The following is a 19,087-nucleotide window of genomic DNA, read 5'->3' as shown; positions in this document are numbered from 1 at the left end:
CGCATTCGCGACCCGCGACACGGGTTGGCCAGGCCGATGGCCGCAGCCGCTGGCTGCGGTGTCTATCGCCGCGTCGGCGCTTAACATACCCGAGTCCCACCACGTATTATTTCGTGACTATTTGGCGCCGGAACCTTCCCAGATACCGCGCGTTGCGGCGACTGTATTCGCGCTGCCTTATATATAGGCAGACTTGAGTACGTCCACAGCATGGGTTGGGGGAGGAGCAGGCCACCATGTCGAAAAGAGAAATCGGAACGTCGGCCTCACTGGGCCGACGCATCGCCGATCTGAAAGCCAGGATGCGAGACGCCAGCGTTACTGAACACGAGATGCAGACCTTCCAGAAGGTCGCAGCCATCATGGGAGGTGTCGAAGGCTCCCTACGCCTCGACGCCGACGACCTGATCGCGGCGTCCTTCGTCACCGAGGCGCTCGGCGATCCCGGGTCGAATTGAAGGTCAGAGCCCGTCGGCACTCAAGTGCCGGCGGTCGATGGCCCGGTTCGCAGCGCCGCGATGCCGGAGCGTGTCTGCACCGCCCGCGGCGGGGATTTCTTGCGCACTTTGAAGATTTCAGGCGAGCGGCCTCGACGGCGCTTGAAATATTGGGCTTCGCGTTCGTGCTTCTCGGCTGTCGAAGGTGCCGAGATTGTCGCCGTCCAGCCCTTGACCACAAGGGCTAAGCCAAACCGCCAAGGCGCCTTAAACGAAGGATCCGGCCAGCCGGATCCTTCGAAATATCGCGATGCTCCGGCATCGCCTTCAGCTCATACTTGGTCCAACTGGTGACGGCGTGGACGTCCCGGGAAACCTCTCGAAAGTCCGCGGTCGCTGCCTTACACGTCGTCGAACGGGCCGCCGCGCCTCGCCAGGTCGTGACCAATGGCGGCTTCCTCGGCGTCGTCGGGCAAGGCATCGTCACTGTCTTGGTAGGGGTTGTCGTCATCCTCCTCGGGCAGTTCGCCTTCCTTCTCGACACCGGTGGTGTCCGGCAGGCTTTCCTCATCTGCTCCGTCGGGCAGGACCGTTGCGCCACGCAGCGCATCCCAATCCTGCCGGCGCGGCGTCGGCGCTTCCACCTCGTCATTGGCGATCCTGTCGCGGGCATCGTTTTTGCTCGGTGGCGCCTCGACCTCGTCATTGGGTTTTCTGTTTCGTTCTTCCATGATTGCCTCCTCCGGGCGGCTTTGCGTCGAGAAGGTGGAACTCACTTCCCGGCTGTCAGGTTCCGGCAACCACTCCATCTCCGTGGAACCAATTGCCGCCAGTCTGCTTTGCCAAGGACTAGTCTGCTTTGCCAAGGAGATGAATCCAGAGGAGCTGGACCATGAAGACTTTCCCCCTCATCCCATGCGTGCTGCTCCTGGCGCTGGCCGACCCGGCGGCTGCGCAGGACAATGGCGACCAGCACGGCCGTGCCGCGCCTTGCCAGGCGCAGCCTCAGGACGATGGTCAGAAGCCGCCGGTCGCCAATGGCGGTGGCGAATCGACCAGCACGCTCGGTCCCTGCGGCGGCGTGCTGCAGCCGCCGCCCAGTGGTGACCAGGGTATGACGCAGCCGCCGCCGGACCAGGGCAAGACGCCGGTGATCAAGCCTGGCGAGGTGCCTGCGCAGCCGCCGAAGCAATGACCTTTGCTTGAAACTTCACGGCGTGGCACGAAGGCGGTCGGTTCCCGTCTTGGCCGGGCGACGCGGTCACCGGATCAATGCCGGCGCCGGCCGCAATCGCCCGGAATTGGAGCCGTGCATCATCCATGTCGAAGGTCTCCTGAGGGATTGTGCTTCAATGCGAATCTTGCGGGTGCGGGTTCTGCTGGCATGACCGGGAAGCCGATCAATTTAGTCTCCGCTTGCGGAACAAGACCGTACCGGCTGCGTTTGCCTCCAGGAGCCCGCCACCTCGATCTGCGCTGTTTTCGCCTCATGCGGGAACACGGCGGAGCTCGCCAACAACGACAGGAGACGAAGATGAAAACCATCCTTATTCCCGCCGTCGCCGGGCTCGCCATGATCGCTGGTATCGGCATTGCCGCCGCCGACGAGGTCATCGTCACGCAGCCGGCACAGCAGCAGGTGATCATCACCCCGGAACAGCGCACGGTCGTGCACCAGTACGTAAAGAAACATCCGCTTGCCTCGGTCAATCTGCTCGGCGTCGAATTGAATGTCGGCACTGCCTTGCCTGACACTGTCGAGCTGCAGGAGGTTCCCGACGTTCAGTACAGATATGCCGTCGTCGACAACCATACCGTGTTGGTCGACCCCGGCACGCGCAGGATTGTCGAGGTGGTCGAGTAACGCTCGATAACCTAACCATTCATCGGTGATACGGCCCTGTCGTTCTTCCCAAAAGGGCGGCAGGGCCGAATGACGAACATGATGAAAGGAGAATTGCCATGTTGCCGCATGTCGAGACCCCGAACTCCGCCAATGTTGCGGCGTGTTGCGACAAGTTGCTGGCCGAGCGCAACACGGCGCTGTTATCGATGAAGGAAGCGATCGCGCTCCTGCGGGAGCGCACCGGCACCGATCGTTCGGATGCCGACCTCGCGGGGCTGATCGTCAAGAAAGCGGCGCTGCTCGGCGTTGCGGTGATTTCCGACCCGCGCTGAGATGTCTCGTCACTCAAGACGCCGGCCGAATTTTCGGCTAATGTTTTCGTGGAATCTGGACCAACCGACCGGACCCAACCACGGAGGCTTAAGTGACGGACGACAAACAGGACCGCATTCGCCAGCGCGCGCACGAGATCTGGGAAAAGGCCGGCCGGCCTGAAGGCGCGCATCAGGAACACTGGGAGCAGGCCACGGCTGAAGTCGATGGCGCGGTCGCCAAGCCAAAAAAGGCGGCGAAGAAAGCTGACGCCAAGCCCGCCAAGGCAGCCGCCAAGCCAAAGGCAGCGAAGCCTGCCGCCGCAAAGTCCGGCAAAGCCAAATCGAAATAAGGCCAAGTCGAAATAAGGCCAGTCGAAATAAAGCAAGGCCGGAATTCGCTGGCCGGGCCATCCTTGGCGCCCGCCGTTCAGGCGCGCCCGAGCCTCTCAACCTGACGAATTGCGCCTGCGACGGGCAGCGCAATTCCTTGTGTTTGGCGACAGGCGCCCTCATGCCTCCCAGGCATAACTCGACAGCGCAAAGCGAATGCCGGCAGCTGTCATGGCCAGTTCGCATTCGGTGATCTGGCGCAGGTGGCGCAGATAGCGCGTCACGGTCTGTGGCAGCCAGCCGGCGCAGGCCTCTACATAGGCGCGGCTGTGAACAAGGGTGCCGGTCGACAGCCTCTCGTCCTTCTCGGCAACGACTTTCAGATATTGGCGGATGAAGCGGATGTCGTCGGCGATGTCCTGGCTGGCCATTCGCCAGGCCCCGGCGAGGCGTTGGCACTGATCGAATGACAAGGGCAACAAAGGGGGCGGCAATAAAGGCGGCGGCAACGACGGAGATGACGGCAAAGGACGAGAGAGATCGGCGAAGGCAACATGGTTCGCTGTGCTCAAGGACATTCCTCTCTGCGAAAAGAGATATCGTACCTTATGTACGAATGAGCGTCAAGCCAATTTCGTACAGTTGGGACGATGACAATGAATATAGCAGCGGTCGCTTCAGCCAATCACGTATCGTGAATCCTTCAGGACTCGCACCAATTTCGCGGAGGGATTTTCCCAGGATGGTGTTGACTGTTTCCCTCGTGTCGGCGTCGAACAGGTTCAGGCCGCGCCGGATCGTCTCGCGCCAGTTTTCGCCCTTGTCCCACGCTTCCATGAAGGCGAAGGCAAGGTCGTCCTGGCGACGTGTGGCTTCGAGCGCTTGGGTCAGCAGGCGCGCTTGATGGAGATCCTTCTCCCGCTTGGCGCCAGCGCTCGGCCCGCGTCGCGAGGCGACGATCAGCTTGTGGATGGCGTAGCGCTGGGGCGAGGGGACCAGCACAGGCAAGCCCGAGCGATGCAGCAGCACAGTTCGGATGGGGTCGCGGATGAGGAGATCCAGAAACCGTAAGGGCTGCGCGGAGTCTCTGCCGTTTTCTTATAATTACGTTTATCAGCTTGAATTTCAACGCAGTTATAAGAAATTCGTGGAAACCTTATAACGCAACGAACTGACGAGTCGTCTGTTAACGCCCGGGCGCCCGGCACGTCTGGCCCAAAACACTTTCCCGCAGTGCCTCAACAAACGGCTTCCCCAATGCCGCGAACGGTGCTTTAACCCGCTCATCCACAGGGGTGCTCCGTATGGTCGGGGCTGAGATGAGGGCGGCAAGCCTTCGGACCCTAAAGCTGATCTGGATAATACCAGCGGAGCGAGGCGGGCGATGTTTTCAGGCGCACAGATTTCCCTTTATCCCATGACCGACGATTTCGTCGGCGTCATCCTTGGCGCGCTCGGCGCGCTCGATCCGTGGCGCGACCGGCTGCGGATCGAGATCGACGACATCTCGACGCTTATGGTCGGGCCGCCCGAGGTGCTGTTTCTCGCCATGCGCGACCTGTTCGTCGCGGCGGCCAAAAGCGGCAAGCACTGCGTGCTTTCGGCGGCGGTCTCGCGCGGCTGTCCGGGCGAGCCCGACGATCCGATCTGCCGCTCCGACGAGACCGGCGGCCCCGCCATTCCGCTGGACGAGCGCAAGATCGCCGCGATCCGCGCTGTCCAGGCCACGCCGTCGACCGGCCAGCCGGTGGCGGCGCAGTTCTCGCTCTACGTTATGGGCACGGGCGACCATATGGACGAGATCTACGGCTGCATCGATTTCCTGAAACAGTCCGGCGTCTTTGAGCGCTCAAAGAACTTCTGCACCAAATTGCGTGGCGATGCCGGTGCCGTATTTGCCACGCTCAACGAGGCCTTCTGCCGCTTCGGCCCCGGCGCCGGCCACGTCACCCTCGACATCACGATCTCGGCGAACAGCCCGAGCGCCGTCTGAGCCGCGGCTCAAGCGTCGTTCCTCGAGGATATTGCCGTGGCTGGTTTATCTGACCCATTGCGTGGAGGAGATGCCCCTGACCCCTCAGCACAAAGAGGAGGGGAGCCATTGGCGATTGGCGAAGACCGCGATGCCCACGAATCTCCCCCCTCGAGCGGGAGATGGCCGGCAGGCCAGAGGGGGTCCCAGCGCGTGGAGCGCCGACGTCCTTTTCGCATCGGCAAGGCGTGGGCGCTCTATGCGAGACGACCCCCTCTGTCGCCTTCGGCGACATCTCCCCCTCGAGGGGGGAGATTAGCCGCAGCCATCGCCAAGACCATCCCCGCCGCCTGCGCCTCCGCCCTGCTCCTCGCGGCGTGGGAGCTCTACGCCCGCTATGGTGGCGCTGCGCCCACCATGCTGCCGGCGCCGTCGCGCGTGCTGCAGCAGGCCTGGGAGCATCGCGCTGCCCTTGCCGACAACACGCTGCCCACCATCCGCGCCACATCAGCCGGCTTCGCCTGCTCGTTGGTCGCTGCCTTCGTGCTTTCGGCGCTGGTCGATTTCTTGGCCCCGCTGCGCCGCGCGCTGTTTCCGCTGCTGATCGTCAGCCAGACCTTGCCGCTGGTCGCGATTGCGCCGCTCATCGTACTGTGGTTCGGCTTCGGGCTGATGCCAAAAATCTTGCTTGTGGCGCTCGTTACCTTCTTCCCGATGATGGTGGCGCTGGTCGAGGGTTTTGCCGCGACCAGCAAGGCGATTTCGCAGATGCTCGCCACCATGGGGGCAGGGCGCTGGCGCATCTTCTGGCTGGCGCGCCTGCCTTCGGCGCTGCCCTATTTCTTCGCCGGGCTGCGCATCTCCATCACCTACGCCGTCGTCGGCGCGATCTTCGCCGAATATGCGGGGGCGGCGAAGGGGCTGGGCATCTACATGCTCAATGCCAAGAACAACTTTCGGCCCGATCTGGTGCTCGCTGCGGTCGCCGTCAGCGCCGCGCTCACGCTGATCCTGTTCGGCATTGCCGTGCTCGTCCAGCGCTTCGCCATGCCTTGGGAGAATGCAGGGAGCGAAAGCCGCGACGGCAAGGTTGAAGCTGCAGAAGAGAACCGTCAATGACGCGGCTCGAACTCCGGGACATCAGGAAGAACTTCGGCGCGCTTGAGGTGCTCGCCGGCATTTCGCTTCATGTCGCGGCCGGCGAGTTCGTCTCCATCCTCGGCCCTTCCGGCGCCGGCAAGTCGACGCTGTTCCAGTTGCTGACCGGCGCGCTGAAAGGCGAGGGCGACATGCGCTTCGACGGCGCACCATTGCAGGGCAGCCCCTTCGCCTTCATGCCGCAGCGCGACGCGCTGATGCCGTGGCGGCGCGTCATCGACAATGTGACGCTGGGGCTGGAAGTGCAGGGTCTTGGCCGCAAGGCGGCGCGCGAACGCGTCGCGCCGTTGTTCGCTGAGTTCGGCCTTGCCGGTTTCGAGCGCGCCTGGCCGGCCGAGCTTTCCGGCGGCATGCGCCAGCGCGCCGCCCTTTTGCGCACCGTGGTGCAGCAGCGCGACATGCTGCTGCTCGACGAGCCCTTTGGCGCGCTGGATGCACTGACCCGCGCGGGTATGCAGCGCTGGCTGGAAGGCATGTGGCAGCGCCACCGCTGGACGGCGCTGCTGATCACCCATGACGTGCGCGAAGCCGTCTACCTCTCCGATCGCATCTATCTGATGTCGGCGCGGCCGGCCCGCATCATCGGCGAGATTGCCGTGCCGCTGCCGCGCCCGCGCACCACCGGCAGCGATGCCGCGCGCCAGGCCGCCGCGCTCGAAGCCGACATCCTCGACACGCTGCTCAATCCCGGGACTGACCGGCCCTCGTTCCCGCAGACCGCTCAAAGGAGTTTTTCATGACCGAATTCACACGCCGGCAGGCTTTGCTGCTGACGCTGGCTGCCGGACTGCCGCTTGCCTCTCGCGCTCATGCGGCTACGCAAAAAATCACCGTCGCGCTCGACTGGACGGTCAACACCAACCATGTCGGCCTGTTCGTTGCCCGCGACAAAGGGTTCTACCACGAGGCCGGGCTCGATGTTGAGATCCTGCCCTATGGCGATACTGGCGCCGGCACGCTGGTCGCCAACCGCATCGCCGATTTCGGCATTGCCGGCGTCGGCCTGTTCACCCAGCGGGCTGCCGGCGCCGATCTCAAGGCGGTCTACGCCGTGGTCCAGCAGGAGACCGGCCGGTTGGTCTTCAACGCGGATCGCGGCGAGATCAAGAGTCCCAGGAATCTCGACGGTCTGACCTATGGCGGCTTCGGCAGCGCCTGGGAAAACACGCTGATCTCGACCATCATCCGCCACGATGGCGGCAAGGGCGTTTTCGAGACGGTGACATTAGGCACCTCGGCCTATGAGGCGCTGGCCAACGGCTCGGTCGACTTCACGCTGGAGGTCTCGACCTGGGAAGGCGTCGCTGCCGAGTTGAAAGGCGTCAGGCAGCGCGGCTTCCGCTACGCCGACTACGGCGTGCCCGACGAGCACACCACCTTGATCGCCTCCAGCAATGCATATCTCCAGGCAAACCCGAAGGCCGCATCGGCCTTCGTCGAGGCAACGCGGCGCGGCTACCAATTTGCCTGCGATCACCCGCAGGAAGCCGGCGATCTGCTGATCGCTTCCAACAGGGATGCGCTGACCGACCCGGCGCTGATCCACGCTTCGCTGAAAATGCTGGTCGACGGACACTTCTTGCGCAGCCAGGACGGCGTCATCGGCACCATCGCCAGGGCCAAGATCGAGGCGATCGGAACCTACCTCTTCAGGGCCGGCATATTGCTCGATGGCGATGGCAAGGTTCTGAAGGAGAAGCCGGATTTCGGGGGGTATTTTACGAACGAGTTTTTGGGCGCGTAATCTCCCCCCTCGAGGGGGAGATGTCGCCGAAGGCGACAGAGGGGGTCGGTACGTCCTGACGCGACTTCCTATCGCGGACAGAGGACGTCAGCGCCTTACGCGCGGCGACCCCCTCTGGCCTGCCGGCCATCTCCCCTTCGAGGGGGGAGATTGCGCCTCACCGCCTTCTCCCTCACATATCGATCATCGAGCGCTTCACCCGGCCGATGATGGTGATGGCGCCTTCCAGCGCCGGCGGCGGGATGTCCATGTAGGAGGCCGGCTGGAAGGGCGGGTTCTCGTTGGGGCGGTAACGCTTGTAGGTGGCCTGGCCGGATTCGTCCGAAATGACGTAGCAGCCATTGGTCACCAGCCGCTTGTCCCTGAGGTTGACGAAGATGATCGAATCCGGTGGCGAGATCTTGTTCATCGACGGGCCGTCGACGCGCAGAGCAATCCATTGGCCCTGCTCCAGATCGGTGGTGGGGATGGTCGGATAGTCGCTGAGATTGACCACCATGTCCTGGCTGCCGAGTTCGCCGGCGCTGATCCATGAGACGATGGGCACATCGACGGTGGCCAGCGACGGCATCGGGATCTGCCGGCCCGACTCGTCAAAGCCGAAATGGCCCCCCGCAAGGCTGCCGCCGTCACCGTTGAACAAGAGCCAGCCGGGATCGACGCCGAACAGGCGGCCGTATTTCTCCGCCGCCTTGCGCGACAGCGGCCGGTTACCATTCTCGTGACTGATCAGCGTGTTCTTGTTGATGTCGCGCAATGCCCGCGCCGCGTCGCTCGGCGAGGCATAACCCGCCTCCGCCCGCGCCTGCTGCAATCTGTGCCTCGGTTCCTGCATCGTACAAATTGCCTGAAATTCATCGTCCAATATGTACGATTTCGCTTGCGTACGTTTCGTACATATCGTACGCTTAGCGCATGATCGAACAAACCGCAAGCGTTTCCGCAGACATCGTCAGCTTTCTCCCATCGTCCGGGCTGTCCTCCTCCCCGGTCCGGACGCAAACCGGGGCTCTTGCCCCGGATCCGGTCGAACCGTCGTCCCCCCGATCGACCGGAACGGCCGGAGCCGCTCCTCTCCCGGCTCCGGCCACCTCTTCAGCCCATGGCGCCGCCGGTGCGCCAAGGGCTGTCTCCGGCGGGCAGGGTATTTCCTGCATCCGCACGGAAGATGGCACCGTCATCCTGTTCGACCGGCTGACGGGCAGGGCGGTTTCCGCCCTCACCAAAGCGGCCGCCGAAGCCGCCTTGCGGCATCTCGCCGGCTCGCTGCCGGCCGCCAGTATCGGCTGACCGCACCGACCATCCGCTCTGATTTTTTCCCGTGGGCCCTCGGGGCCGGCGCTCGGCCTTTGCGCGCGCAATCAATGGATACCGACATGACTGCCTATACCGACACCGAATTGCAGGAGATCGCCGTCTGGCTGAGGGATGGCCTGTCGGCCACAGGGATCGCCGTCCGCTTCACGGCGCTGCGCGGCAGTCCGGTCTCGCGCAATGCCATCATCGGCATCGTCCACCGCAACAGCGCGTTGAAGACCATCGGCTTCGCCAACCCCAGAGGCGGCAGGTCCGGCGGCCGACCGAGGAAGAATGCGACGGGGAAGACTGCGGCAAACGAGAATACCGCCAAGAGGAATCCGCCGGCGCAGCCAAGCAAGCTCGTAAGGGAAGTAGGAGTTTCGAAGCAGGCCGCGCCGGTCAAACCGGCCGCCAAACCGAGCCGTCAGCCATCGGCCAGGCCTCTGTTGCCAGCCCGTCCGGCGCCCTCGATCCCGGGCGAAGGACGGCTGGTGGTGGACGGCGAAATCTACCGCTTCAATGTGCCGGCGCCGCGCCCTGCCTCGCTCGGGCGTCAGCCGCATGTCGCCGCCATGCGCTTCATCGACTGCCTGTTCGACCGCTGCCGCGCGCCGCTCGACCTGACGCTGGAGGAAGACCCCGACAACGATGCTCCCGGCAGTCGGCCGGGGCTCGAGATGCTGTGCTGCGGCCTGCGCACAAGGGCGCTGAAAAGCTACTGCGAATATCATCAGACGCGTTTCCACCGACCTGTGGCGGAGGTGGTGTGAGCGGCTGGGCTCCGTTCCTCGCCTCCGGACGACCCCACCAATGATCGAAAGCCGGCGGGACAGCGCCCCCCTCTGTCCTGGCGGACATCTCCCCCACGCGGGGGGAGATTGGCAGCTCGCTCGCACTGCCTTCCAACGGCGGTGGTGATTGGCGAAAGCCGACGCGACATCCGATCTCCCCCCTCGTGGGGGAGATGCCCGGCAGGGCAGAGGGGGGCGCGAAGGAACGCCAACCTCCCGGCTCAACAACCCAATCCCACAAGGATCCCCCGATGAGCAAAAAAACCGCGCAGAAAGCCAAACCGCCGAAAGTGCCTGCGGGCGAAGCCGAGCAGGTGCGCATCCGCCGCGAGATCGGCCATGATTTCGCGCTGAAGGACGATCGCTTCGGCCGCAAGCGGTTGAGCGTCGGCACCGAAGAGGCGCGGCGCGTCTACGAGGTCTCCAATGACGGCTACACCGCGACCGGTGGCATCGTGCGGGTGCGCAATGTCGATCCGCTGGTCGGCATCACCTCGCTGACCCGCCAGCAGCGTGAGGCCGGCCAGCGGTTTCGCGACGATTTCGAGCGCGCCTCGCGTGACGGGCTGCGGCCGATGCCGTGGGAAGAGCGCATTGACGGCGGCCGCATCAATGGCGGCATCCCCGACCGCGTGCTCAACGCCGGCCGCGCCCACACCCATGCCATCGCCGCCATGGCCCACTGGGAAGTGGCGGAGGTGGTTCGCAAAATCTGCCTCGAAGGCCAGTCGGTGAAGGCGCTCGCCGAACGCACCGGCGAGGGACGAGATGTGGTGGTGAAGCTGTTGAAGGTCGGGCTCGACCTTTTGGCCGTGGGTTACGGGATGATGCTGATGCGGAAGCCGCGATAAGGCCGGCAGCCGCGCAGGAAGCGGCCGGCCGGCAGATGCCGGCCGACCGGTTTCACCCTATCGGATCACCGTTCGCAAACGCGAATTTCCTCGACGATCCTGTGATGATGGCGCCAATGCTTGACCAACTCTATACGGCAATGGCGATGGTGCCTGTGATACCTGTGGTACCTGAAGCCGTTATCGTAGGCATCATACTGGTAGTAGGGGCGAGGAGCGTAGCGATCGTAATAGTCGCCATAGCTGTCATTGTAGTCATCGTCATAGTAGCCGTTGCCGATGCCGATCACGACGCGCCCGCCGGCATTCGCCGGGGCGATCATCGCCGCCGCCGCAGTGATAGCGATAGCCGAAGCAAGCAGGAGCTTTCTCATAGCTGCCTCCTATTCAAGGTTGCGCTAATATAACTCGCTGGGCACGACCTCGTTCCATAATTTTGCAAGATGCGAACGACCCCTGCGCCGTGCATTGCGAGGAAATTCAGCGTCACCTCCTGTCAGCATCGTCCCCCGATTTTTGAACCCTTCGCCGCCCCAGCCATTAATCCGGCATGAATCGGCAAGGGAAGGACGAGACCATGCATGTCATTCTTGGAGGTACCGGCCATGTCGGCTCGGCGGCGGCAATGGCGCTGTTGCGGCAGGGCGAGGATGTCACGGTGGTGACGCGCGACGAGTCGAAGGCCGCATGGTTGGTTGAACAGGGCGCGGAGGCCGCGGTTGCCGATGTGCTCGATGTCGAGGCGCTGCGTGAAGTCTTGCGGCGCGGCAAGCGCGCGTTTCTGCTCAACCCGCCGGCCGATCCATCGACCGACACCGACGCCGAGGAGCGCAAGACGGTTGGCGCCATTGCGGCGGCGCTGGAGGGCTCCGGCCTCGAAAAGCTGGTGGCGGAATCGACCTACGGCGCGCAGGCCGGCGAGGGTGTCGGCGATCTCACCGTCCTTTACGGCCTCGAGCAGAAGCTGAAGGCCCAGGCCATTCCGGCAAGCATCAACCGCGCCGCCTATTACATGAGCAACTGGGATCAGGCCTTGGAGACGGCGCGGCGCGACGGCGTCATCACCTCCTTCTTCCCGGCGGATTTCGAGCTGCCGATGGTGGCGCCGCAGGATCTCGGCGAGGCCGCGGCGAGACGTCTGCTGGAGCCGACGGACAAGACCGGCACGCACTATATCGAGGGCCCTCGGCGCTACTCAGCCGCCGATGTCGCCGCAGCCTTCAGTGCGGCGTTGCGCAAAAACGTGCGCGTGGTCACGGTGCCGCGCGAGCGCTGGACAGAAACCTACGAAAAACTCGGCTTCTCCAAAGCGGCGGCCGAGTCCTACACCCGCATGACCGGGGCCACGCTGGACAAGCCGATGCAGCCGGAAAACCCGGAGCGCGGCACGACCAGCCTGGAAAGCTATATTGCGGCGCTGGTCGAGGGCCGGCCGGAAGACCTGTTGAAGGGTGCCGCGTAAAGTGAAGGGTTGCTGTTGAGAAACAGGCGCTTCGACGACCTACGTGGCCCGCTATTCCTATTGCCTGACCGTTCGGCAGTTGCCCGCCGGCGGCGTGGTCTTGCAGATATCGATGGAGGTGCGCGTGTCGCCGTGACCGGTTTCGGTTATCAGATTCAGGTCCAAAAGTTCGTATGTCATGAGGTATCGTATGCTGTCGTCGGGTGTTTTTTGCATGGCCGATACGATCCACGAACCTGCTTTCATCTCGGTGAAATAGCTGTCGACCTTGCGTTCATACCATTTGGGTATCGGAACGAGGACGATGGTCTTCTTGCCGTGGATTTTCTTGGCGGTCGGCAGCATGATCCGGTGAATGCCGACAAAGGCGCGGCTGTCTGCCAGGCGCCGTACGCCGCCCGCAAGAACCATCGTACAAGCTGACGAACAGACTGCGCCGACGGGGTTGGCGACGCCGAAGCGGAGGTCGCCCGGCCCGCAGGCTTTTGTGTCTGGCGCGCATTCGGAGAACTCCGTCTTGCCAACCATCGTGTCGAGCCCGCTGGCGCGGATCATATGGCCAAGCGCCATCGCCGCATCGGTCTCGCCGCCCGGGGAATTCAACGCCAAAGGCAATTTGCGGGGGCCGAGTTTTTTCAGCAAAGCCTTCAGCAAAGCTGGCGTGCCGGCCACGATGTGACCTTCCGCCGAAATCCATTCCGGGCATGTCGGCTCGCATCCTGGCGTGCTGTTGCGTACAACGACGAAGTGCATCGGCGGTGTATATGCCAGTATGGCAGGCTCAGGCGTCGTTTGGGCGATCGCGCCGCCAATCGCCAGCAGCACGAAAACCAACGTCCATGCGAATGTCTTCATGCCGAGCCTCGCCTGGCAGAGCATCACTTGAGAAATGGGTCTTTGCAAGCATTATCAAAACAAGCCGACCACGTGTTTCTATGGGCCGCGCACTATCTCTGCATGATGGACAGGCCGCTACTGGCGGCCCCTGTCTGAACCGTCGTCGCTTTCCGCCGCCCCCTCCCACCCGAACACACTGCGCCCGCCAAGCAGGTGCGACTGGTCGAACTCGCCGGCGACGATCTCCTTAAGGCTCGGCCCGGTGACGTAGCGCTCCAGCCGCCGCGCTTCGCCATCCAGCCGCTTCAGCGCGCCAAGCTCTTCCTCGCGGCCGAGCTTTGCCTTGCCGACGGCCGATTTCAGCACCGCGATCGTCTCGTCATAGACTTTCAGCGGCACCGGGAAGGGGTGGCGGTCCTTGCCGCCATGGGCGAGCGAGAAGCGCGCCGGATCGGAGAAGCGGCAAGGCGCGCCATGCACCACTTCCGCCACCATGGCCAGCGCCCTCACTGTGCGCGCGCCGACGCCGGGCACCAGCAGCAGTTCGGGAAAATCGGCCGGCCCGCTTTCTATTGCCGCGGAAATGTTGCCGTGCAGCCGGTGCATGACGATGTCGCTCTCGCGCACGTCATGATGTGCCGGCATCACCAGATTGGGCAGCATCGGCTGCGCCGGGGGCTTCGCAGGCTCCGCTTTCGGCGGCGGCTCCAGCAGGGCAAGCTCGTCAAGGATCCGCTCCGGGCTCATGGTCTTCAACAAATCGAGCTGTCCGGTCCGCGACGGCTCGGCGCGATGGTCGGTGAGGTTGACGATCTCGCCCTGCCGCTCGCCCTCGATCGCCGCATGCGGCTGGTCGACGAAGCTTGTCAGCCCTTCCGACAGCCAGTGATAGCGCCGCGCCTGGCGGCTGTCGCCGTTCATGCCTTGCTGCACCACCACCCAGCGGCTGTCGTCGGTGACGATGAAGCCGTGCAGATAGAGGTCGAAACCGTCCTGCACGGCCGCACTGTCCACCTTGGCAACCAGGCGGCTGGCGGTGGCAAGCGCCGCACCATCGATGCCGACGCGCTCGCCGATCGCCATCAGCTCCTGCGGCGTCTTGCGCGAATGCGCGCCGCGCCCGCCGCAGACATGGATGCCGAGCTCCCGCGACATCGGGTTCAGCCCGCGCTTCAGCGCGCCGACGACCGAGGTGGTGATGCCTGAGGAGTGCCAGTCCATGCCCATGACGGCGCCGAAGGACTGGAACCAGAACGGATGCGCCAGCCGCCGCAACAGCTCGTCGCGGCCATAGTGATGGATGATCGCCTCGCACAACACCGCGCCCAGTCGCGTCATACGATCGCCCAGCCATTTCGGAACCCGCCCGCCATGCAGCGGCAAGTCCGCACTGCCGCTTCGCTGCGTCAAGTGAATGCTCCCGTGGCTAAAGGCGCGTCCGGCGGTGCGCCTGTGATGCAGATGGCATTTGGGGGGAGATTTGCAATCGGAGCAAGTGCCGGATAAATTGCTAGTCACTCCTGTCCGATCTCTATGACTTCTGAACCGCCGCCTGTCAGCCAGCCAATTAATGTGGTGACCACGGGATCAAGATCTTTCCCCTGCAATGCACATTCCCAAACCGTGGCAACCCTCCATCCGATAGCCAGCAGCTCATCCCGGTTTCGATGATCGCGGGCCACATTCGAAGCAAACTTTGTCTGCCAGAATTCAGGGCGCGTTGCGGGCGTGGTTGCAAACCGGCAATCAGGATGCCTGTGCCAGAAACAGCCATGAACGAAGCAGACGGATTTGAACCTGGGAAACACGATATCCGGGCGGCCTGGCAGTTTCGCGTAGTGCAAGCGATAGCGGATGCCTTTTGCATGCAGCGCTTTGCGGAGCATCAGTTCGGGGATGGTATTCTTCCCCTGTATGCCCGCCATCATTCTCGATCGGGTTGCCTTGTCGACCACGTCCGTCATCAGGCAAGACCCTTTACATGAGGGGCAGAACCTGGGAAGACGTTAGGCAATGGGTTTCCCAATGATTTCTCGCGAGTCCAATCCAGTTGCTGTAGTCGACCTCTTCTCCGGGCCAGGTGGCCTGGGAGAAGGTTTTTCGGCTTGCCGGACGCCAGCTGGCGAGCGGCAGTACCAGATCGACGTGTCGATCGAAAAGGAAGCTTCCGCTCATCAGACACTAAGACTGCGAGCTTTCCTGCGCCAGTTCGATGAATTTCCGTCCGAGTACCATGCATGGCTCAATGGCGAAAGCGAGCAACCAGATTGGAAATCGATCTTCCCGTTTGAATGGGCCGCCGCCGAAGATGAAGCGCGATGTCTCGAACTCGGGCTACCTGAAACCTCTCACTTTCTCGAAAGCCGGATTCAAGCAGTTCGCTCCCGACATCGTGGTCGGACAATTCTGATCGGGGGGCCGCCTTGCCAAGCCTATTCCCTCGTCGGACGCGCAAGGAATGCCGGCATAGCGCACTATCAGCCGCAGCATGATCATCGGAACTTTCTGTACAACGAATACGTCAAGGTTTTGGAAGCTCTGAAGCCGGCCGCCTTCGTGATGGAGAATGTCAGGGGGATGTTGTCAGCTGCAATAGAGGGCAGCGGGATATTCCTGCAGGTCATGGAGGATCTAAAACACGCTGGCGGCACGGACAGCTACCGGCTCCTCGCCCTTGCTCCGTCAGGTCAATTGCAGTTCGGTGAAGAACCTCGGCCGCAGGATTTCATCGTTCGCGCCGAAGAGCACGGGGTTCCGCAAGCCCGCCACCGGGTCATCATCATCGGTGTGCGGCGAGATGTGATCGATGGGCTTCCCGAAGACCTTTTGCCCCGTCTTGGCAGCAGGAAACAGCCGGTGACTCTGTCCATGGTGCTGGGGGCCATGCCGAGAATGCGAAGTGGTCTCAGCAGAGCCGATGACGCACCTGCATGGGTTGAGGCGATGGCAGAGGCAATCCGCGTCGTGAAAGGTGAGCTGTACGCGCTCCCGTCAACAAGCCACGAAGCGTTTGTGCTTGAACTTCGCAGGGTCGAGGATGAGCACCAGTCCCTTGTTTCGCGCGGGCACGGCGTCACCGGTGGGGTAGCGCTGCCCGACAACTGTCCGTCCGACCTACGCGCTTGGCTTTCCGATGCGCAACTGTACCGACTTCCCCAAAACGAAACACGCGGACATATGTCTTCGGATCTCGGGCGATACTTGTTCGCAGCCTGCTACGGCCGTGTCTTCGGGGTAAGTCCCAAGGCGGCAGACTTTCCTGCTGCCCTCGCTCCCAATCACCGCAATTGGGAAACCGGGAAGTTCAACGACCGTTTCCGGGTACAGCTGGCAAACCGTCCTTCTTCCACGGTCACGAGCCACATTTCGAAGGATGGCCACTACTTCATACATCCCGATCCCGCACAGTGCCGCAGTCTGACGGTGCGCGAAGCCGCCCGTTTGCAGACCTTTCCGGACAACTACACTTTTCTCGGAAACCGAACCGAGCAGTATGTCCAGGTAGGAAATGCTGTTCCTCCGTTCTTGGCTTGGCAAATTGCCGAGAAGCTCTTCCCCGTCCTTAATTACCAAGACGCTGGCGAACAGCTAGGCCGCCAGCGATGGCGCGAGATAGCGTGAGTCAACGCTAGCCTCAGCACTGTGGACGGAGCTCATCTACAGCGCTGACCCAAGGCTCCTTCGTTGTCGCGTGACGTCAGCGACTGGGGATGAGGATGTGTGCTTTCAATCGTGCGCTCTATGCGTGCTTGATCGGAGACTGCACGTTCCTCCGATGCCATTCTCATAATATTTAGAAAATGTGTTGAATATGTGCGAGTGGGCAGCTAATTGTGATGCATCAAGCGTGTCCACGGAGGAAAATGTGCGAGACAAACGCGAAAAATTTGTAGGCCTTGCAGAGGCCAGAGTGAGCAAGACCCTCAAGGACCTGCAACTTGTGGGTAATCTGTCGAATCGTGCGGCATACGAATTCACGGACTCGGACGTCCGCAAGATTTTTGGTGCGCTTCAGAAAGCGCTCGATAGCGCTAAAGGGAGGTTCTCAAAGGAAGGCGAGGTCGGAAGCGGCGATTTCAAGCTCTGACAAGGCCGCGGCAATGACTGCCAATAATGGGTTTGGCAATGTATTTAAGGATGGCCATACAAGGAAACTAGGATGACTGGGATCGAATTTCTCTTCAATCAGGCCAATAAGGTCGAAGGCTTGGCTTATGCTGGTTTTGAGACGTTCCGCGGGTCTCCATACACAAGCTGTGCACGCGAGACAGGGCAAAACAGTCGCGACGCTCCGAGTGGAAGTGGTCCCGTGCAGGTTGCTTTCAATCTGCTTGAGGTCGACCGAAGCGAGATCCCCTTTGCCGATCAGCTGGCGCACTCGATTGACTGCTGTCTCGACACGCCGCGCGATGACAAAACGCGTCAGCATCTAGAGCGCGCCAAGGAAAGGATATCTTCGCAGACCATTAAGGTTCTCGAGATCGCGGATTTCAATACAACCGGTCTGACAGGCCCCGTCGACGATCCCAACTCTGTATTTGCAGCACTGGTGAAAGGCGACGGCGTCACGAACAAAACCGACGAAGCGTCCGCGGGGTCGTATGGTATCGGCAAGAATGCCGCATATGCAGTTTCCGATCTCCAGACGGTGATTTACTCGACGCGATTTACCGATCCCGCGTCAGGGCAAACCGCTTTTGCGGCGCAAGGCCGATTGAGACTGATTTCGCACACCGACGGCGATCAGAAGTTGTCGGCAGAAGGCTACTGGGGCAATCCGGGTTTTTCTGCGATCGAATCCGTTGATGAAGCTCCAGCTTGGGTGGGGCGAGAGGCAATTGGCACATCCATCTTCTCGGTCGGCTTTCGCGAAGAAAGTGACTGGGCAGAGCGCATGACCCTTTCGCTTGCCACGAACTTCTTTCTTGCGATCGACCGCGGGGAAATCGAGTTCTTCGTTAACAATGGTGCGATGACGATGAACCAGTCATCGCTCGATAGCATCCTAGATGCGCCCAAGATTGCAGACGTCGCTGAGACGGTCGGGCAGAGCTATGAACTGACGCGCGCTAAGCAGCTTCTTCGGTGCGCGCGTTCTGAGGCAACTGTAAGGCATCCGGTTTCAGTACCGGGGCTAGGCGAATTTGTTTTGCATCTACTGGTCGCAGAAGGTTTGCCACGCGAGATCCACATCCTGCGGAATGGGATCTACATATGCGACAATTTCGCGAAATTTGGTCAACCAATGAGGCGTTTTCCAAGCACCCGTGAGTTTATTGCCATTCTGGAACCATCGAAGGGGAACGCCGGGCGGAAATCAAGCCAGCTTCTGAAACGCATAGAGAATCCGGCACATGGAGCTTTCGAACCTGAGAGGATCGTTGACGGCGCTGAGCAGGCACTAGCAAGAAAGCAAATTAAGGAGCTAATCACGAACGTCCGCGAAATCATCCGCGCAGCCGCGAAATTGGACGACATAGACCACAGTCAGATTGACGAACTTTCGCATTTGTTTGCGGCCGGCGCCTCAGCAGATCCCAAGAGTACTGATGAAGCGGAAAAAGACCCTGACCGGTATAGATACGGCGAGGCCCGCAAAGGAAATCGAACAAAGGAGCCGCCTGTCACAGGAACGGGTGCCGGCAAGCGGCGACAGAGGACCGAGGAAAAGGCCACGAAGACCAAAGGCGAAAATACGGGCGACGAAACTAGGACGCCCCGAGGATCAGGGCCGACGGTTCCGCTTACCGCAGTGCGTTCTGCGCTCGTTGATGGTCGGGACAGCAGGGTCCGGTCAGTATTTTTCACCGCCGGCGCGAATGCGAGCGCAGAAATCATTGTTTCCGCGTCAGGTCTGACAGATGACGTTCCCCTCACTTTAGCCTCCGCTGATTCGGGAATGATCGTCGATGGAAAACTGCGTACTTCCGTGAAGGAAGGCGAGCGGGTCAGGGTCCAAATCGAGTTCGCCGAGCCCTATGCCGGACCGATCGAGCTTACCGCTACCTCAGTAACAACTGCCCGGCCTGTGGACGGAGTCGCGTGA

Annotated in this window: 23 protein-coding genes, 1 pseudogene and 1 riboswitch; of the genes and pseudogenes, 16 read left to right on the top strand and 8 right to left on the bottom strand. The window is 62.0% G+C overall.

The window, feature by feature from the left end:
* The first annotated feature begins 236 nt into the window (after positions 1-236).
* Positions 237-458, top strand: coding sequence for a hypothetical protein (locus NKL06_RS04655; protein ID WP_023693867.1), 222 nt, complete (start codon positions 237-239; stop codon positions 456-458).
* Positions 459-838: 380 nt separating this feature from the next.
* Here NKL06_RS04655 and NKL06_RS04645 read toward each other — a convergent pair whose 3' ends face one another.
* Entirely contained in the window at positions 839-1,168 is a 330-nt protein-coding gene (locus NKL06_RS04645; protein ID WP_023705173.1) for a hypothetical protein, read from the bottom strand.
* Positions 1,169-1,329: 161 nt separating this feature from the next.
* Here NKL06_RS04645 and NKL06_RS04640 point away from each other — a divergent pair, with 161 nt between their 5' ends.
* The 4 genes from NKL06_RS04640 to NKL06_RS04625 all read left to right on the top strand — a co-directional run bounded on the left by NKL06_RS04640 (position 1,330) and on the right by NKL06_RS04625 (position 2,947).
* Positions 1,330-1,632 (top strand): hypothetical protein, encoded by a 303-nt coding sequence (locus NKL06_RS04640; protein WP_023693864.1) that lies wholly within the window; start codon positions 1,330-1,332, stop codon positions 1,630-1,632.
* 339 nt (positions 1,633-1,971) lie between these two features.
* Positions 1,972-2,301, top strand: a complete 330-nt coding sequence (locus tag NKL06_RS04635; RefSeq protein ID WP_023693863.1) for a DUF1236 domain-containing protein — start codon at positions 1,972-1,974, stop codon at positions 2,299-2,301.
* 98 nt (positions 2,302-2,399) lie between these two features.
* Positions 2,400-2,615 carry a hypothetical protein gene (locus tag NKL06_RS04630; protein WP_023670360.1) on the top strand — a complete coding sequence of 72 codons (216 nt, stop codon included), beginning with the start codon at positions 2,400-2,402 and terminating at the stop codon, positions 2,613-2,615.
* Between the two features lie 92 nt (positions 2,616-2,707).
* Positions 2,708-2,947 carry a DUF2934 domain-containing protein gene (locus NKL06_RS04625; RefSeq protein ID WP_023684825.1) on the top strand — a complete coding sequence of 80 codons (240 nt, stop codon included), beginning with the start codon at positions 2,708-2,710 and terminating at the stop codon, positions 2,945-2,947.
* A gap of 159 nt (positions 2,948-3,106) precedes the next feature.
* Here the strand turns inward: NKL06_RS04625 and NKL06_RS04620 are convergent, their stop codons facing one another.
* The gene (locus NKL06_RS04620; protein WP_023684826.1) at positions 3,107-3,358 is read right to left on the bottom strand and encodes a hypothetical protein; all 252 of its coding nucleotides are present in this window, start codon (positions 3,356-3,358) and stop codon (positions 3,107-3,109) included.
* A 175-nt stretch (positions 3,359-3,533) separates the two neighbouring features.
* Positions 3,534-3,998: pseudogene (locus NKL06_RS04615) on the bottom strand (GSU2403 family nucleotidyltransferase fold protein); the annotation flags it as partial.
* 210 nt (positions 3,999-4,208) lie between these two features.
* A riboswitch (TPP riboswitch) is annotated at positions 4,209-4,321 on the top strand.
* On the opposite strand from NKL06_RS04615, the gene NKL06_RS04610 reads away from it, so the two are divergent.
* The 4 genes from NKL06_RS04610 to NKL06_RS04595 all read left to right on the top strand — a co-directional run bounded on the left by NKL06_RS04610 (position 4,312) and on the right by NKL06_RS04595 (position 7,801).
* Positions 4,312-4,920: a YkoF family thiamine/hydroxymethylpyrimidine-binding protein gene (locus NKL06_RS04610; protein WP_023693861.1), complete on the top strand. Its 609-nt coding sequence runs from the start codon at positions 4,312-4,314 to the stop codon at positions 4,918-4,920. Its footprint overlaps the riboswitch before it by 10 nt.
* A gap of 255 nt (positions 4,921-5,175) precedes the next feature.
* On the top strand, positions 5,176-6,018 hold the full coding sequence (locus tag NKL06_RS04605) for an ABC transporter permease (RefSeq protein WP_023693860.1): 843 nt from the start codon (positions 5,176-5,178) through the stop codon (positions 6,016-6,018).
* Positions 6,015-6,797 (top strand): ABC transporter ATP-binding protein, encoded by a 783-nt coding sequence (locus tag NKL06_RS04600; RefSeq protein ID WP_023693859.1) that lies wholly within the window; start codon positions 6,015-6,017, stop codon positions 6,795-6,797. Before NKL06_RS04605 ends, NKL06_RS04600 begins: the two co-directional genes overlap by 4 nt.
* Positions 6,794-7,801, top strand: a complete 1,008-nt coding sequence (locus tag NKL06_RS04595; protein WP_023693858.1) for an ABC transporter substrate-binding protein — start codon at positions 6,794-6,796, stop codon at positions 7,799-7,801. Before NKL06_RS04600 ends, NKL06_RS04595 begins: the two co-directional genes overlap by 4 nt.
* A gap of 172 nt (positions 7,802-7,973) precedes the next feature.
* On the opposite strand, the gene NKL06_RS04590 is transcribed toward NKL06_RS04595, so the two are convergent.
* Positions 7,974-8,636, bottom strand: a complete 663-nt coding sequence (locus NKL06_RS04590; RefSeq protein WP_023672482.1) for a LexA family transcriptional regulator — start codon at positions 8,634-8,636, stop codon at positions 7,974-7,976.
* A gap of 80 nt (positions 8,637-8,716) precedes the next feature.
* Between NKL06_RS04590 and NKL06_RS04585 the strand changes: the two genes are divergently transcribed.
* The 3 genes from NKL06_RS04585 (at position 8,717) to NKL06_RS04575 (ending at position 10,742) form a co-directional block, all read left to right on the top strand.
* Entirely contained in the window at positions 8,717-9,091 is a 375-nt protein-coding gene (locus tag NKL06_RS04585) for a hypothetical protein (RefSeq protein WP_023693857.1), read from the top strand.
* An 86-nt stretch (positions 9,092-9,177) separates the two neighbouring features.
* Complete coding sequence (locus NKL06_RS04580; protein WP_023693856.1) at positions 9,178-9,870, top strand: GcrA cell cycle regulator; 693 nt, start codon at positions 9,178-9,180, stop codon at positions 9,868-9,870.
* Between the two features lie 272 nt (positions 9,871-10,142).
* Complete coding sequence (locus tag NKL06_RS04575) at positions 10,143-10,742, top strand: DUF6456 domain-containing protein (protein ID WP_023693855.1); 600 nt, start codon at positions 10,143-10,145, stop codon at positions 10,740-10,742.
* A 65-nt stretch (positions 10,743-10,807) separates the two neighbouring features.
* On the opposite strand, the gene NKL06_RS04570 is transcribed toward NKL06_RS04575, so the two are convergent.
* Positions 10,808-11,116 carry a hypothetical protein gene (locus tag NKL06_RS04570; protein WP_023693854.1) on the bottom strand — a complete coding sequence of 103 codons (309 nt, stop codon included), beginning with the start codon at positions 11,114-11,116 and terminating at the stop codon, positions 10,808-10,810.
* Between the two features lie 203 nt (positions 11,117-11,319).
* Between NKL06_RS04570 and NKL06_RS04565 the strand changes: the two genes are divergently transcribed.
* The gene (locus NKL06_RS04565) at positions 11,320-12,204 is read left to right on the top strand and encodes an NmrA family NAD(P)-binding protein (protein WP_023693853.1); all 885 of its coding nucleotides are present in this window, start codon (positions 11,320-11,322) and stop codon (positions 12,202-12,204) included.
* A gap of 57 nt (positions 12,205-12,261) precedes the next feature.
* On the opposite strand, the gene NKL06_RS04560 is transcribed toward NKL06_RS04565, so the two are convergent.
* The 3 genes from NKL06_RS04560 to NKL06_RS04550 all read right to left on the bottom strand — a co-directional run bounded on the left by NKL06_RS04560 (position 12,262) and on the right by NKL06_RS04550 (position 15,005).
* Positions 12,262-13,029 carry a COG3904 family protein gene (locus tag NKL06_RS04560; RefSeq protein ID WP_155927326.1) on the bottom strand — a complete coding sequence of 256 codons (768 nt, stop codon included), beginning with the start codon at positions 13,027-13,029 and terminating at the stop codon, positions 12,262-12,264.
* Between the two features lie 147 nt (positions 13,030-13,176).
* On the bottom strand, positions 13,177-14,451 hold the full coding sequence (locus tag NKL06_RS04555) for a DUF763 domain-containing protein (protein ID WP_023693851.1): 1,275 nt from the start codon (positions 14,449-14,451) through the stop codon (positions 13,177-13,179).
* Positions 14,452-14,555: 104 nt separating this feature from the next.
* The gene (locus NKL06_RS04550; protein WP_023821257.1) at positions 14,556-15,005 is read right to left on the bottom strand and encodes a very short patch repair endonuclease; all 450 of its coding nucleotides are present in this window, start codon (positions 15,003-15,005) and stop codon (positions 14,556-14,558) included.
* A 49-nt stretch (positions 15,006-15,054) separates the two neighbouring features.
* On the opposite strand from NKL06_RS04550, the gene NKL06_RS04545 reads away from it, so the two are divergent.
* The 3 genes from NKL06_RS04545 (at position 15,055) to NKL06_RS04535 (ending at position 19,087) form a co-directional block, all read left to right on the top strand.
* Positions 15,055-16,662, top strand: a complete 1,608-nt coding sequence (locus NKL06_RS04545) for a DNA cytosine methyltransferase (protein WP_023693849.1) — start codon at positions 15,055-15,057, stop codon at positions 16,660-16,662.
* 289 nt (positions 16,663-16,951) lie between these two features.
* A complete protein-coding gene (locus tag NKL06_RS04540; RefSeq protein ID WP_245260559.1) occupies positions 16,952-17,128 on the top strand; it encodes a hypothetical protein in 177 nt (58 codons plus the stop codon).
* A gap of 72 nt (positions 17,129-17,200) precedes the next feature.
* On the top strand, positions 17,201-19,087 hold the full coding sequence (locus NKL06_RS04535) for a hypothetical protein (protein WP_023693847.1): 1,887 nt from the start codon (positions 17,201-17,203) through the stop codon (positions 19,085-19,087).

Origin of the sequence: Mesorhizobium sp. C268A, assembly GCF_040324475.1 — a bacterium.
Lineage (GTDB): Bacteria > Pseudomonadota > Alphaproteobacteria > Rhizobiales > Rhizobiaceae > Mesorhizobium.
This window is presented reverse-complemented; position numbering and strand designations above follow the sequence as displayed.

Excerpts from the sequence above, each read along its gene's own strand:
- NKL06_RS04655 (WP_023693867.1), top strand. The coding sequence starts at position 237 with ATGTCGAAAAGAGAAATCGGAACGTCGGCCTCACTGGGCCGACGCATC.
- NKL06_RS04645 (WP_023705173.1), bottom strand. The coding sequence starts at position 1,168 with ATGGAAGAACGAAACAGAAAACCCAATGACGAGGTCGAGGCGCCACCG.
- NKL06_RS04640 (WP_023693864.1), top strand. The coding sequence starts at position 1,330 with ATGAAGACTTTCCCCCTCATCCCATGCGTGCTGCTCCTGGCGCTGGCC.
- NKL06_RS04635 (WP_023693863.1), top strand. The coding sequence starts at position 1,972 with ATGAAAACCATCCTTATTCCCGCCGTCGCCGGGCTCGCCATGATCGCT.
- NKL06_RS04630 (WP_023670360.1), top strand. The coding sequence starts at position 2,400 with ATGTTGCCGCATGTCGAGACCCCGAACTCCGCCAATGTTGCGGCGTGT.
- NKL06_RS04620 (WP_023684826.1), bottom strand. The coding sequence starts at position 3,358 with ATGGCCAGCCAGGACATCGCCGACGACATCCGCTTCATCCGCCAATAT.
- NKL06_RS04610 (WP_023693861.1), top strand. The coding sequence starts at position 4,312 with ATGTTTTCAGGCGCACAGATTTCCCTTTATCCCATGACCGACGATTTC.
- NKL06_RS04600 (WP_023693859.1), top strand. The coding sequence starts at position 6,015 with ATGACGCGGCTCGAACTCCGGGACATCAGGAAGAACTTCGGCGCGCTT.
- NKL06_RS04595 (WP_023693858.1), top strand. The coding sequence starts at position 6,794 with ATGACCGAATTCACACGCCGGCAGGCTTTGCTGCTGACGCTGGCTGCC.
- NKL06_RS04590 (WP_023672482.1), bottom strand. The coding sequence starts at position 8,636 with ATGCAGGAACCGAGGCACAGATTGCAGCAGGCGCGGGCGGAGGCGGGT.
- NKL06_RS04585 (WP_023693857.1), top strand. The coding sequence starts at position 8,717 with ATGATCGAACAAACCGCAAGCGTTTCCGCAGACATCGTCAGCTTTCTC.
- NKL06_RS04580 (WP_023693856.1), top strand. The coding sequence starts at position 9,178 with ATGACTGCCTATACCGACACCGAATTGCAGGAGATCGCCGTCTGGCTG.
- NKL06_RS04575 (WP_023693855.1), top strand. The coding sequence starts at position 10,143 with ATGAGCAAAAAAACCGCGCAGAAAGCCAAACCGCCGAAAGTGCCTGCG.
- NKL06_RS04570 (WP_023693854.1), bottom strand. The coding sequence starts at position 11,116 with ATGAGAAAGCTCCTGCTTGCTTCGGCTATCGCTATCACTGCGGCGGCG.
- NKL06_RS04565 (WP_023693853.1), top strand. The coding sequence starts at position 11,320 with ATGCATGTCATTCTTGGAGGTACCGGCCATGTCGGCTCGGCGGCGGCA.
- NKL06_RS04550 (WP_023821257.1), bottom strand. The coding sequence starts at position 15,005 with ATGACGGACGTGGTCGACAAGGCAACCCGATCGAGAATGATGGCGGGC.
- NKL06_RS04545 (WP_023693849.1), top strand. The coding sequence starts at position 15,055 with ATGGGTTTCCCAATGATTTCTCGCGAGTCCAATCCAGTTGCTGTAGTC.
- NKL06_RS04535 (WP_023693847.1), top strand. The coding sequence starts at position 17,201 with ATGACTGGGATCGAATTTCTCTTCAATCAGGCCAATAAGGTCGAAGGC.